The sequence below is a fragment of the Natronosalvus halobius genome (assembly GCF_024138145.1).
In the GTDB taxonomy this organism is placed as follows: domain Archaea; phylum Halobacteriota; class Halobacteria; order Halobacteriales; family Natrialbaceae; genus Natronosalvus; species Natronosalvus halobius.
In genome coordinates this window covers 201632-215277 of the sequence record NZ_CP099998.1, presented here as the reverse complement: position 1 = coordinate 215277, position 13646 = coordinate 201632, and the positions used below count along the sequence as shown (strand labels likewise).

Genomic DNA, 13646 nt, shown 5'->3' with positions numbered 1-13646 from the left:
ATGACCCTCTCTTGGCGAGAGACAACACGAGAGGAACTGCATACCTACTACACGGAGACGTTTCCCGAGTACGTCGACGCACTGCCGTCATTCGTTACCGTCGATGGGCCGAAGCAGTACGCCATCGCGTTTCGTGAGGCCTACCCAACTCGGAAACAGAACGCTCCCGATCGGTCGTTCATCCGTCGCGATACGTGGCACACGAGTGGATCAGGCGACCGGACAGTACAGCAGTTCGAAGTGATTGAGGACCTCGTCGAGTTCATCCAGTACCCCGCACGGCACGACCCCGCTCAGGGAAGTGCCTACGCACTCGCTGATCCGAACCTCCTGAATCGTCCGGAGCCACGCCCCGACGCAGTCTACTATGCGCTCGATCACTGGAAGCGACCGTGGGTGCTCGCAGTCGATATCGATGCGAAAGACATCGCCGCACAGCGCGCTTCCCGTGAAACCACCGCTGGTGAACCGACCGACGATGTCGAGACTGAGCCGCTTCGAACCGCCGGGATTCTCGACAGTCCGCCTGAGGGCTATCCCTACGCGTTCGACGATATCGAGCAGGCCCTCGAGTACGGCTTTATAGTTCAGGAGATCTTCGAGGACGACTTCGCAGCTGAAGAGACGATGGTCGTCTACTCGGGACAGGGCTGTCACGTCTATCTGCTCGATACGGATCGCGAACACCACTACGACGAGCAAAGCCGCGAGGTCATCAACGACCTGCTCCTCAACGAATATGAGATCCCCATTGACCCGGTGGTCACCGCTGACCGGCGTCGCGTGATACGGTTGCCGTACTCACTACACGCTGATGTCTCGCGAATCGTCCAGCCCATTGACAGCCCGGCGTTCGACTTCCGAACCGAGGCGACGCCCGACTTCCTTGACTCATGAGCCGAGACACACCCACAGACGACGAGTACACGGCGTATCGAGTCGCGGCACTCCCCCGGGAGGAAGGCGAGTTCCAACTCACACAGCTATTCGAGTGTGGGTATCAGCGGTGGACAGTCGATGGCGAGCAGAAAACAGAGAAGATGCTTGCAGATATCGAGCGGTTCACCACCGAAGCGTTCGCACCGAGCACGCGAGAGGAGGCAACCGAACGCCCCTATGTTGACGATCCGGGAGTGCTGGCTGTCCTCACAACGCTCGGAGCGGTCTGTATCATGGACCATCCGAAACTCGAGGATACCCCGCCCCGTCATCTCGCTCTCCTCGGTGATCTTCGCGAACTCTACGTCAACAATATCGGGTCGCTCGTTCGCGAGTACGAGGACTGGTCGCTCCACCAGGAGATCGCCGAAACGCTCTACGCGAAAGCGCCCGGCGAGGACGGTGTCCACCCAGGACGTGTCTGTACGGACATCACGACTCGTCCCGAGTTTGGCGAGGGGTACTGTCTCGAAATCCCACTCGTCGCCGCCTCACGGAAATGTCTGGCACGTACGGATAGCGACGAGGGGAAGCAGGGCGAAATCCAGGCCCATGTCGCGGACAACAATCTATACGTTCCCGTCTCGGATTTCATGGCAAAGTACCGTGAGTACGCAGAGGACGCGTTCGGACGTCTGCTCGCGGTTCAAGAAGAGGCGTTGACGGCGGAACAGCGGAGCTGGCTCATCGTGAACGAATCCGCGATTACGGAGCGCATTGACCGCTTTTTCCAGGCCGGACAGACCCACCGCGTGTGGGAGAATTGGAGTCGGCAGAAGCGTGATATCCGGACGATCATTAACGCCGTCAAAGCCACGGACGCCGACACTGCACAGCTTGATGAGCCTCAGACAGCCCGAGATTTATACGAGGCGCTGGAGGCGTACGAGCCTAACCGGACGTGGGAACAGCGTGCCTGTGACTCCTTTTTAACGCCACGGAGTCTGGGGAACACCCTGACTGCGATGCAGAATCACGAGAGTGTCTCTGTCGAACACAAGTGGGAGAATCGCTATACACTCACCGAGTACAGCGATGGGGCACGCCCTATACACGTCGACACTCTCGAGAATCTGTTCGAACTGCCCTGTATGGCGGCAATGGACGACCGCCTCCAGGAGAAGAAGCCCGTCCGAAAGGATCTGTTCAATCTGGTACGCATGGCATGGTGGCTTCCCCAGTATCGAGACACAAGTAAAGACGAATTCATCAGCGACGTGAAAGACCTGTTCTCGCGGTGGCCCTGGTATGACGAGGAGGTGACCCAGTACCAGATTCGCTACGAGCTCGACAACGACATCGGCGGTGAAATCCCCCTCCCAATGAATTGTGCGAATGATGATATTCAGCGGTACTGCATCGGGCGCGACCAGTGCCCCTACTCGATATATGGGAGCCTTCCGTTCCCAGAAGAGATGTACGAGCAGATCGACGCTCAGTCGAAACACTCGCCGCAGTAGCCGGAGCGGAACCACCCTATCTATCACAATTCAAACTCACGCTACTACTAGCTAGTTTGCTACCCGGGTCACCCGTTTTGCAAACACGATTTAGACGTTCTATCCGGTGATAATAGCAACATGAGCCGTTCACCACCCTCCGTTTTCATATAGGATGAGTAATGATTTTCATATACGATTGGCACATGATTCGAACATCTGACCGCAACTCCACAATCTCCCGGCGAGAGCGTTGAATACGGTGCATATACCATTCCGTGGTTCGAAGCCGTTTGCAAACACGATTTGAGGAGGAGAGAACAGCTCTAAGCACGTCTTCAGTATTCTACGCCCGCCATCACTCCACCTGCACCTCGAAAATCGTCCAAAGAAAAGGTGGGGTACAGGGGGTGGAATGGATGGTGTGTGCAAGGAGTACGAATCAACCAGGTGGCGGCGACTGAAATCACAGACCTATCAGTAGCCGTATCTAAACTGAAGCGACGAGATGTGAAGCTGGACTGTAGGTGGTAGGGGAGGCGAAATCCAAAGAAGTGCAGAGGAAATGGCAGCCGGACACGAGCGACATACAGCCGACGTCTTTCCATTGAGATTTATACCACCATTCCGATAGGTGAGTTGTACGTGCTTGGTCTCTGCGCCATTCTGATCGGTGGTGGCCACAAACGTGAGTTGCGGTGATGACGGCTGGTGCTGGCACCAGGACTGCGTTCCCTCGTCGACTCTTATCAGCATTGTATCATGGCTTGTGGGTCTGCTGTGTTCTCTGAGAGTTTATCTCGACGACGAGATGTCTGTCACCCCCACGAGGGGTAGACGGAATTAACCAACATTGGGGTACACAGTCCCGGTTGTTGGTTAACGTCTGTAGCGGTCGTGGCCTGAACACATCGGCACAGGAAACTATTCCCCGAAGGAAGAATTAAATCCTTCGCGCTGCAACTCCAAGTATGTCCGAAACAGACGCCACCGATGGACCTCCCCCATTCGAGGACGTGTTCGCCAGCGACGACGTCGAACAGCGCATCTACGGCACCATCCTCCAAACCCGTGAGCCAACGACAGCGAGTGCGATCGCCGACACCGCCAACTGTGATCCCAAGACGGCCCGGAAGTATCTGGGATGGTTCGATGATCTGGGGATCGTCACCCGGCACGATGGCCATCCGGCCACCTACGAACGGAATGACGCGTATTTTGAGTGGCGACGCATCAACCAGCTCGCAGCCGACCATTCCGTCGAGGACCTGCAGGAACGCGTTCGTGAGCTGACGACGCGCATCACCGAGTACGAGGCGACGTACGACGCCGCGTCACCGGCCGCAGTCGACGCCGTCGCCGCCGCGGAGGGCAGCGACGAGCGGACAATCGACGACGTGTACAGCGACCTCGCCGATTGGACGACCGCCCGCAAGGAGCGCGAGCGCTACGAACGCGCCCGCCAGCAATGTGTCGGCGCCGACGGCGAACAAGCCTCCGGGTAAGACCAGCGATGGTGCCGCCAGCAGGCGATGGGAGCAGCCCTGCCCCTATCGACCGTCCAATCCTCGAGTTTCTACAGACACGTTTCCAGGCTACGAACCAGGTCGAACAAGCAACCATCACAGACGCCAGCGGCCATCTCGAACTTCATGTCTCGTTCGCATCGCCGTACTATCCAGCGACCGTCACTGAGGCGACCCTGACTGTCCGCTGGTACACGAACGACGATTTCAAAATCCACTATCGAGAGGTGCATCCCGAAAGCGCCTGGGAGTGCCGGTGGGACCGCCACCCGAACCCCCATAATACGCGAGACCATTTTCATCCCCCACCGACCGCCCCGACGCCCGGCGAGGACGCATCGTGGCCAGTCGATCATCGCGACGTAGTTGCGCTTGCCCTCGACGAGATTGAAGACCGGATTACGGAGCTGTGGTACAAGTAAGAAGCGCCGTTGGAATCCTAGTCTTTCCAGATGAGGCCGTCGATGTGTGCCTCCATCACTTTTCTCAGTAGAGGTGAGTATGTATCACATTTGCTCTGAATTGCCGTAGAGATTTCATATGCTGTGCTTGAGATGGCGAGACTATCCGTGTTTTATTTGTTTTCTCCTCATCGGTACTGCATGGCAACACCAGAGGAAGGCCAAGGAAGAGCGAGACGAACGGTAGCGTCCTCGGTCCGCTCCTCACCACTGTGGGCATTCTTTGGGTTAGCGTACGCTATTTCGTGGCTGTTGATTCTTCCGTGGTCGGTCAGTGAGACTCCCATTGGCCTGGGCTTGTTACCGTATACGTTGCCGGATGCTATTGGGGTCGTGATGTTCGTATTTGCAACACTAGGACCCGCACTCGCAGCTATTCTCGTGACTTCTGTGGTAGAGGGGCGGGCGGGCGTACGTCGATTGTTGGGGCGGATCAAACAGTGGCGAGTGGGCCTTCGCTGGTACGTCGTCGCTCTGTTTGGGTTCCTGTTTGCATGGATTCTCGGCTATTTCGCTGTTCTCGGGGCTGACCCGCTCACAGCGCTCGTCGAGAACTGGACCCAGTTCTTCACCGTCTTCCTCCCTCTTGTACTGGCGGGGATTCTCATCCCATCGATTGGTGAAGAACCTGGTTGGCGGGGCTTTGCACTCCCACGGTTAGAAGAGCGCTACGGGCCAGTCTGGGGGACACTCGTTCTGGGAACGCTTGTCGGCCTCTATCACATACCAGCATTTTTCACGCCCATCCTTGGTCCAGTCACGGTCGGAGAATTCGGCGCGTTCATGATGACTGCCATTGGGGCCTCGTTTATCTACACATGGGTGTTCAACGGGAGTGGTGGGAGCCTGCTAATCGTTATTCTCCTTCACGCTGCTGGGAACGCAAGTAGTTCGCTTCTCGGAGGTCTCTTCGATGAGTTACCCTACGGTGGTTGGTCTGCCACCGTCATCGATGGTGGTGTATTAGGTGCTCTCGTTTTTTCCATAATCGCAGTACTCCTCGTTGTTTTTACCGGAGGCCGTCTCTCCTACAGAGCAGGGGAACAGAACGAATCGTGAGTTTTCCTCGAACTGCCGGTAGCGGCGATGTCACCAGGTACACCGTAGTTTGGAATGTTGAGTTAGCCGGTAGAGGCGACCTCCTTGATGGGTACAGCTTCCATGTTCAGGAACACATCTGAAGACTTGCATTTCAACCGAGCCTTCAGGTCGATTAGCGCGAGTCGATCGAAACAGGACGAACAGAACGCCAGTCGTCCACGACCTGATATATAATCAGGAACCCCCTTAGTATTCTGTTCGACTGCGTTGCACAGGCATGAAACACTTTACAATTGTGCGTTGTGCCCAGTACACTATGCTGGCGATTCAGTTGGCATTCGTCCAGCATCAGTGGACGACCCGATTCTGTAGGGAACCTAATGGTAACTCTCTGGCATACGTGACACACGCTGTGTAGTCAGAAACCGCATCTCAAGTCATGAGCTTGCTGGTAGGGGGTGAAAGATAGAGAGGTGATCTACGAGAGTCGAGCGTGATTTCTCTGGAGGTAATTCGGCTGACCCGTGCATGAGCCTTCCCGCCAATGAGACTTGTGAGTGCGAACAGAGCGCCTTCCGCTCGAATTCTGGGGGTGGATGACTTCCGTATGGTACAGTCGTCAGGGTTTTCGAGCGCAAGTTGCTCAACGGTTTCCAGACCCCGTTCAGGAACCAATACCATGACGACTCCCACGAGTCCTAAAATTGTTCGTGCCAGAGACACCGTCTGTGCTGCAATACCGTATCTGTACGAGGCTATGTTCGAATCAGGGCCTCTAGTCTCAACGTTGGATCAGTCCTCGCTCAACCGCTCTTCGATTGACTCCAGTGCCTCTCGCGTCGCCCGCATTTCTGTGATGAGTTCGTCGAGCGTGGCACCCATTATCTCAACCCGCTCGTGTGCATCCGGAGCGCTGGTATCCTCCGCGGACGATCTCCTGGTTGCCACTGCATCGAGTTGTGATTGGACGTTCAACGGATCAGGTACGTACGCGAGCGACATTTCCACGCCGCTGCCGCCAGCCGTGCTGATTTGAACGGTTCCAAATTCATAGTATCGGCCAACAATTCCCTGTTTGTACCCGGTGTCTTGGATGTTCTCGTGGCCAATGTCGGTGATCTTCCGAGAGAGTATTCCCGTCTTTTTAAAAACACTCTCGGTCGTGATCACATATGCGGTGTTTTTCAGGCTCAGGTAGGTCAAGGCGATAATCACGAACCCGATTCCAAACATCGGGATCAACACGATTCCCATGGCAAACAGCCAAGCATATCCGAACAACTCCGGCTCGCCGGACCAGAGTATTTCTTCGTCCGATTCGAGTACCAGCCATTCGTAATCGTTGACACTCATGGTCGGTTCCCTCCATGCTCAAACAGTTGGTCAATTCGCTGAGCGGCTTTTCGTGTCGCACGAAGCTCCGTAAGAAGGTCATCGAGATTCCTCTCGTTCGAGTGTTCTTCTCTGTCTTTCGTCCCTTTACGTGCTCTCGTGATCTGCCGGTCAATCGTCGACTTTACTGTTGACGGCTCATCGACCAAGTAAAACGAAAGCGTCGCGCCTTCCCCACCAGCGGTGCTGAACGAAATCGTTCCATAGTTCGAATGCGTCCCGAAGATCCCCTGGCTGAGTGTAGTGTCCTGAATATTGTGGAGGCCAATTTGCGTGACGGAACGTCCGAGTATCCCGAATTTTGTGTAGACGTATTTTGTCGAGATGACGTAGTCGATGTTTGTCACGTACACGTAACCGAGATAACTAATAACAGCCCAGGCGAGGACGCCGACAACTGCACTCAACAATGACGGCCATACAACCACGAGCAAAGCCGGAATAGCGAGAGCGGGAACGGCGAGCCAGCCGACAACGTGAAGGCGAGGACGCCCAGACCACACGACCTCCTCATCGGTATCAAGTGATAACCATGGGAATGGTTCTGACATTAATGAAGGTCGTCATCCGCCATTGATTATTGTTGGCATCCGTCCCTGTGACCCATAACCCTATGAGTTCTCTATCCCTTAGATCGAGGCGAAACGTAACAAGAGATACTACGGTTTACTCACCCATGCGACCAAGATACGTCCCTCTGAGACCGAAGATTGCACCCTACCTACCGGCTGTTTCACCGCAAATAGTATCTGGCAAATAGGATTTAAACAGAACCCAATCTCTCTGTTTCACTGCTTCCAACTAACGGTGTTGCGGGGATCGACGCTTCGGGCTTCGACCGAACTCACGCCTCAAAGCACTACACGAAACGGGCGAAGCTGACGATTCAACAGCTGAAAATCACGCTTTTAGTCGATACGAGAGTAAACGCGATCCTTGATTTTCACGTCACAACGACTCTGAAACACGACACACGGATCGTGCCATCGCTCATCAACCGCAACGCATCTAAAGTCCGAGTGTTGCTTGGAGACAAAGGGTACGACGACCAGCAGATTCGAGAATGGCCCACGAGAACGGATTCGTCCGCTCATCAAACACCGTGAGTTCTCATCACTGCAGAAAGCGTGGAATGGTCGGCTAGATGCCGAACTTTACGGCTAGTGGAGTCAGATCGAAACGGTGAACTCTCGACTCAAGCGAAAATACGGTGCGTTCGTCCGTTCACGACGCTGGTGGAAGCAGTGTCGTGAACTCGCCCGCGTGTATCGCCCATAATCTCGACCGAACCATCTAACGATCAATACAGGTGGTGCAGGTATCGATCAGTAAAGGGGACTCACGTACCGATTAGCCCATTGATTCACTCGGCATCTGTCAAGAACGTCGTGCGAGATATAGAGGAACTGTCGTGTGCACGTTTCGTGATCGGGAGCCTCGTCTCAAGAAATTGCTATGGAAGCCACAGCGGACACCACGTTAGGACCCGACGCTCGGGAGGAAGTCCCCAGTTTCGCGTCGGACACCGCCCAAGAGGATCGAGGCTGCGACGAGCGGCATGGCCGCACAGCAGAGATAAACTGGCCAAAATCCGACGATATCGACGACTGGGAGCGTGACAATGGGGCCGAACCCACCGCCGATATCCCCGAACACGTTGTTCGTCCCCACAGCACGGCCCATCTCGCCATCGGCGACGAGGTCACCTAACAGTGCCATCAGTGGCCCGCTGGTTCCGCCTTGCCCGAGTCCGATACACAGGCAGGCGATCGCCAGCGTCGGTACCGAATTCGCGAGCGCGAGCAGTACGAACCCGATCGACGTAACGACCAGGAATACGAGTAAAACCGGGACACGCGACTGGTTCCGATCGCTGACGTACCCACCGACATACATCGATAGACCCGCAGCGATGACGGTGAGCCCCATGAACAGCCCCGAGGAGCCCTGAGCATCGAAGCCGAAGACGCTGAGTTGGTTCTGGTCGAGAAACACGACTAACGTTGCGAACAACGCACCGATGTAGACGAACAACACGGCAAAGTTCACCAGGCCAACCGTGACCGCGGGGAGACTCGTATTGATGTCCCACGGTTTGACTGACTGATTCGCTCCTCCTTCGACGTGTGTTTCGGGCACCGTCAGGTACGCGACGGCACTGGCAAAGAACGCGAAACCAGTAGCGACGGTGAACGCGACGACATTTCCGGCGAATTCACTGACGAGCCCACCGAGGACTACCCCCGTCGGGAACCCGAAAAGGACGCCGCCTCTGATGAGCCCCATATTCGAACCCCGCGATCCACCGTCGCTGATATCGTCCGCGATCGTGTACGCAGTCGCAAAGACGAGCGCACTCCCGACACCCCAGAAGAGGCGCGCAGCCATGAACCACACTTCGGGAAGTGGTGCGATCATGGCGATAACGTAGCCGGACGTGGAGAGACCCTGGATGAACATCCCAATGACGAATGGTTTCCTCGTCCCGAACCGGTCCACGAGGCTCCCAGCCGGTGCGTTCGCAAATAGCCGTGAAAACCGGTTCGCACTCAGGATAATACCGACGAGAAACGGAGAGATTCCGAGAACAGCACCGAGATTTGGCAGGATGGGGAAAATCACGCCGCCGCCGAAGCCAATGAAAAACGTACTGACGATGACCGCTCCGAGAACGAACCTTCCCTCGTCTTTCGCCCCACGAAGCCGAATTCTCACATTCGGGACGACCGTTCCTGAGTCCCATGAGTATTTCCATACCAGAATCGATCCCCTAGACAGTCAAGCAGTTGGTGCCAGACACGAGAGGTCCCCGCTCGAACGACTGCCACAGCATTGAGGGTGACGGGAAACCGGTCGCTTGTGATTTCTTCAGACACTAAAAAATATCAATACAGGGCAAGCACGCATCGCTCAGTACAGGATGGTTATTGATCACTCTGCACATTTCCAGCCGATCGAAAAACCCTGGCGTAAGACAGGGTTTTGCCGGCGATGGCTGAGTACGTCACTGGAGAGCCGTTGGGTCGTATGCAGGATGCCACGGTAAGTCTCCAGGACGGGTGATGATACCGGCCCGAATTCGTATAAAGCTATACCGCCGTGTCCATTATTGCCACGCCTGCACTCAGAGTTCTGCATTCAGCGAACAGTAAATGCGGGTACTGAGCGGCAGAACTCAGCGGAATCGCGTTCCACAAACGAACCTGTCGTGATGAACTTCTCCCCCGTATCTTGTATGTCACTTTTGACAGCGCCTCGGTAGTTTGATCACGGTCTGTTGAATACAGGACGGAATGTGGCAGGCGTTGATGGTCGATCAGATAGAACAGGTCGGTCAAGACAGGGGAAGTAGATACCGCCCCCACCAACAGAGACAAGGGTCGAGGGACATTATGAGCGGTAATATGGACGATTCTGACGATTTACCGGGCCCTAAGTCTGATCTGGCTATCGAGCGAGGTGAATCCTACGACCACGCTGAACACGGCCAGGTCAAAGTCACGGGAATTTGGAAAGGAGTCGAACAAGTAGACAAGGCTCGTCACACCAATGAGAAGAACGTGTTCATCGTCCGCTACTCCGCTGAAATCAATGGAGAACAGGTCGATGAACTCACCGATACGTTAGATGAATTTCTCCAAGCGATCAGCTAATTTTCAGCGGTCAATTAGTACATGTCGTGAGCGGTACGTCTCAGACCGCAACCCTAAAGTCAGTTTTCCGGCGTCGTCACACGAAGTTCATCGTCGACTTCGTAGAAGTAGCCTCGCTCGAGTAGCCGGGCGAGCGCATAGTTTGCGTCTTCAGGTCCAAGGGCCAGTTCATCGGTTCCAAGAAGGAACTCGAGCGCTTGCTCTCTGGGGACCGACTGCACATCTTCCTCATCGTCCGAATTGAGACTGTGCGTGCAAAGGACGTCGTACGCATCAAGAATCCACTCCGAAAGCGGCGGTCGTGGATCGGTGCTGTCGTTCATCTCGTCTTCGTACCTGTCTCTTTCGTATCGAGTCGCTTAAGGATACCTCCTTGGGGGTAAAGCCGGGTTCACAGGCGAGGACGGATGAACGAGTACTCAGAGTGAATGTGGAGTAGAATCCCGTTAATGCCTTCTGAGACGTGCGGCTACGGGTCGTCTCACTCGTCTTTTCGTTGCTGTTGAAGCGTGGATTTCGCCCGCGTAACGTAGGTATTCGCTGGCCAACTACGGGCGTTGCTCACATCGTCCAGAAATTCCTCGGCAACGTCTGGGGAGAGTACGTCGTTTCGGACAAGCGCTGTGAGGACGGTCGGTGTCGTCACGAGGCATGTATCCGCCAGTGATGCGTGCACCACGCTAATCGGTTGAACTCGTCACAGAACAGTTGAAGTGCTTGTTTCCTCCAGCGGGATATCCTCTCGTTTGAGCTGCTTTTTCAGACGGGTAAACGTGATCTCGATGTCCTCGCTTTGCTTGACTCAACGTATATCGTGGCTGAATCCCAATCCTTACGGATGTGTAACGTTTCGTCATCTACCTCTCCTGCCTCACTGGTTAGTGAATCAGTATCGGACGTGGATGCGGTCCTCGACTGGTCTGATCGATTTTCGGTCGCCGCCGCAGTTTCACGCCCCTGTCCTTCTGATTCTACCAACATTTACATGGTGTCCTCGTCTATGACCGCGTCCTCCTCTTCCCTCTCGTCTGAAGAATCCTTGAATCTTTCATCCATTCCTCGAGACATACGTACACTCCACCTGCTTTTTGTCGAACGCCCCTCCCATCGTCTCTGCAATCTCGAGGAAGATATCGCGCGCTCTATTTGCTGACCGTTCGCATCTTCCTGTTCGAAAATATCTTGCCCATTGTCACAGGCACGCTGGATTGGCACTCGCATCGAGAGTTTGAAATTGGGGCCATCGATGCGAAGGACTCATCGAATGCATTGAGGAAATTTTGCGACTGACCGTCGTCGCGATACATACATTGTGAGCAGGGCCCCCTAAATGCCGCTGTATAGAGTTAGAAAAACCCGTTACGATCCTCCAGGACCGCTTTTCACAACCTCCAGTATCGCTTTCTGTACTTCAGATCTCACAATATCATGCGCTCCCAGCAATTGACCAATCAGCGCACCAGCCTATACTTAAACAAAGCCATATTCATTAGTTGTATGCTTACAACACTCGTGAAATGTGGGGGGTGTCGGTCAAGAGCGAACGAATGGAGCCGTAATTTCCGCCGCAACTTTTGCAGTTAAAACAGGAGTTAACAAGAACCTCAACTTGGGGAATCAATCAAATAACTCGCCTACTCGAGAGTCTTCAGAGAGTGCCTCAGTAACGAGTTCGGGCCGAATCGAGAACTGATACTGGTAGTAAGAGCCGCCCTTTGGGCCTTTGTTTTTCTCTTCAACGTCAAGGAATCCCTTGAGCGTGAGCTGAGATAACCGGTCATGTACCGTTCGATCCGTCCGCGGATCGATATCAATGCGATTAGCAGCAATACGATATCGCTTGTAGATTGCCGACCGTTTAGCTGGGAGTTCCCCCTCGGCTTCAAGCATCAACAACGCATACAGGGTGAGCTTCGAATGCGAAGGCACCCGAAGTAACTCCTCCCATACTTTATCGCGTTCAACCGCACGATCAGCGAGACGAATATGCCCTTCAGTGACGAGAGTTGCACCCTGATCTCGAGCGATGTCGCCTGCCTTGTATAACCGACGAAGGGCTTGCCGTGCAGACCCGCTACTTTGGCCTGCAAAGGCCGCCGCTAGTGGGATCACATTGTCATCGAGGACATCATCATGAAACGCCTGTTCAGCACGCTGTTCGAGGATCCGTCGAAGTTGGTTTGCGTCATACGGCGAAAACAGGATCTCCTCATCGCAGAGTGAATCTTTGACTCGGGCGGAGAGGTTATCCCGGAACGTAAAATCGTTGGAGATGCCGATCACTCCAACTTGAGTGCCATCGACAAGACCGTTATCGTTCGATCGAGGAACCTGGTAGAGAATGTCATCGTCGTTCCCAATCGAATCAACTTCGTCAAGCACGATGAGACAGTGAGAGGCCTCGAGGTCGTTCAAATGGTCCCAGAGCATTTGGTTGATCATTCCAGATGGGTAGCCAGTGGTCTTGATCTGGTTGTCAGGCTCGCGAAACTCGTTGACGAGGTTGGCTGCCACCTGATAACTCGAGGAGAGCGATTTGCAGTTCAGGAAAACAGTGTGAAGATCGACGTCGGCCATCGGCTCGAGGTCAGTAGAGAGCCGTTCAAGGACTAATTTGGTCGCCAGCGTTTTTCCAACACCTGTCTGACCGTACAAAAAGAGGTTCTTTGGCTGTGCACCATTTACCACGGGACGAAGGGCGGATTGATAGGCCGTCAACTCCTCATCCCGTTCGATCAGTGTCTTTGGAGTGTGACTATCCCGAAGGACGTTCTCGTCACGAAAGATCGTCGAGTCTTTGGTAAACGGTTCCAACCCCATTGCAAGTCACATTCAACCAATGGGTCATAAAACCACTAGTTCACGAGTTTCACGGGTTTCATAAGATTCCTCAGTATCTAATAGAACAGAACCCCCTCCCCCCATATTTCACGAGAGTTTTTGAGAAGAGGTGGGTGGGGATCTCTGACGGAGACTACTAGCTGGGGAAACTATAAGTCACTCTAGCCATAACAAAATCCGCAATGGAGCTAGAGACGTTCTATTCACACCATTGATCTTCTAGCGGAACGTCAGACATTGTTTCCGTATTCACTTCTGCCCCAAACACTCGTGAAAAGTGGGGGGTGGGGGTGCTATTTCCCTAATCTCCTTGATCTCTAACCTCAGCCAATTTGGCCGATAGACATACTCTTC

The 13646-nt window shown here is 54.4% G+C and carries 11 protein-coding genes and 3 pseudogenes; 7 read left to right on the top strand and 7 right to left on the bottom strand.

Going from position 1 to position 13646, the window contains the following annotated elements; translation table 11 throughout:
* The 5 genes from NGM15_RS17960 to NGM15_RS17940 all read left to right on the top strand — a co-directional run bounded on the left by NGM15_RS17960 (nucleotide 1) and on the right by NGM15_RS17940 (nucleotide 5424).
* Nucleotides 1–897: a bifunctional DNA primase/polymerase gene (locus tag NGM15_RS17960; RefSeq protein WP_253438487.1), complete on the top strand. Its 897-nt coding sequence runs from the start codon at nucleotides 1–3 to the stop codon at nucleotides 895–897.
* A complete protein-coding gene (locus NGM15_RS17955) occupies nucleotides 894–2399 on the top strand; it encodes a primase-associated protein (RefSeq protein WP_253438484.1) in 1506 nt (501 codons plus the stop codon). Before NGM15_RS17960 ends, NGM15_RS17955 begins: the two co-directional genes overlap by 4 nt.
* A gap of 950 nt (nucleotides 2400–3349) precedes the next feature.
* Complete coding sequence (locus tag NGM15_RS17950) at nucleotides 3350–3883, top strand: DUF7342 family protein (RefSeq protein WP_253438482.1); 534 nt, start codon at nucleotides 3350–3352, stop codon at nucleotides 3881–3883.
* 8 nt (nucleotides 3884–3891) lie between these two features.
* Entirely contained in the window at nucleotides 3892–4326 is a 435-nt protein-coding gene (locus NGM15_RS17945; RefSeq protein WP_253438479.1) for a toxin-antitoxin system TumE family protein, read from the top strand.
* 375 nt (nucleotides 4327–4701) lie between these two features.
* Nucleotides 4702–5424: a CPBP family intramembrane glutamic endopeptidase gene (locus tag NGM15_RS17940; RefSeq protein WP_253438476.1), complete on the top strand. Its 723-nt coding sequence runs from the start codon at nucleotides 4702–4704 to the stop codon at nucleotides 5422–5424.
* A gap of 774 nt (nucleotides 5425–6198) precedes the next feature.
* Here the strand turns inward: NGM15_RS17940 and NGM15_RS17935 are convergent.
* Both NGM15_RS17935 and NGM15_RS17930 read right to left on the bottom strand, forming a co-directional pair.
* Complete coding sequence (locus tag NGM15_RS17935; RefSeq protein ID WP_253438474.1) at nucleotides 6199–6759, bottom strand: PH domain-containing protein; 561 nt, start codon at nucleotides 6757–6759, stop codon at nucleotides 6199–6201.
* Complete coding sequence (locus NGM15_RS17930) at nucleotides 6756–7349, bottom strand: PH domain-containing protein (protein ID WP_253438471.1); 594 nt, start codon at nucleotides 7347–7349, stop codon at nucleotides 6756–6758. The genes NGM15_RS17935 and NGM15_RS17930 overlap by 4 nt, the downstream gene beginning before the upstream one ends.
* 228 nt (nucleotides 7350–7577) lie before the next feature.
* Here NGM15_RS17930 and NGM15_RS17925 point away from each other — a divergent pair.
* Nucleotides 7578–8095: pseudogene (locus NGM15_RS17925) on the top strand (IS5 family transposase); the annotation flags it as partial.
* Between the two features lie 182 nt (nucleotides 8096–8277).
* Here NGM15_RS17925 and NGM15_RS17920 read toward each other — a convergent pair.
* The gene (locus NGM15_RS17920; RefSeq protein WP_253438469.1) at nucleotides 8278–9513 is read right to left on the bottom strand and encodes an MFS transporter; all 1236 of its coding nucleotides are present in this window, start codon (nucleotides 9511–9513) and stop codon (nucleotides 8278–8280) included.
* Between the two features lie 677 nt (nucleotides 9514–10190).
* Between NGM15_RS17920 and NGM15_RS17915 the strand changes: the two genes are divergently transcribed.
* Entirely contained in the window at nucleotides 10191–10451 is a 261-nt protein-coding gene (locus NGM15_RS17915) for a hypothetical protein (RefSeq protein ID WP_253438466.1), read from the top strand.
* 59 nt (nucleotides 10452–10510) lie between these two features.
* Here the strand turns inward: NGM15_RS17915 and NGM15_RS17910 are convergent, their stop codons facing one another.
* The 4 genes and pseudogenes from NGM15_RS17910 to NGM15_RS17890 all read right to left on the bottom strand — a co-directional run bounded on the left by NGM15_RS17910 (nucleotide 10511) and on the right by NGM15_RS17890 (nucleotide 13271).
* Nucleotides 10511–10774, bottom strand: a complete 264-nt coding sequence (locus NGM15_RS17910; RefSeq protein WP_253438464.1) for a hypothetical protein — start codon at nucleotides 10772–10774, stop codon at nucleotides 10511–10513.
* A gap of 387 nt (nucleotides 10775–11161) precedes the next feature.
* Nucleotides 11162–11432, bottom strand: a pseudogene (locus NGM15_RS17900) (DUF8160 family protein); the annotation flags it as partial.
* Between the two features lie 67 nt (nucleotides 11433–11499).
* Nucleotides 11500–11758: pseudogene (locus tag NGM15_RS17895) on the bottom strand (ParA family protein); the annotation flags it as partial.
* A gap of 310 nt (nucleotides 11759–12068) precedes the next feature.
* Complete coding sequence (locus NGM15_RS17890) at nucleotides 12069–13271, bottom strand: Cdc6/Cdc18 family protein (protein WP_253438462.1); 1203 nt, start codon at nucleotides 13269–13271, stop codon at nucleotides 12069–12071.
* Nucleotides 13272–13646: the final 375 nt, after the last annotated feature.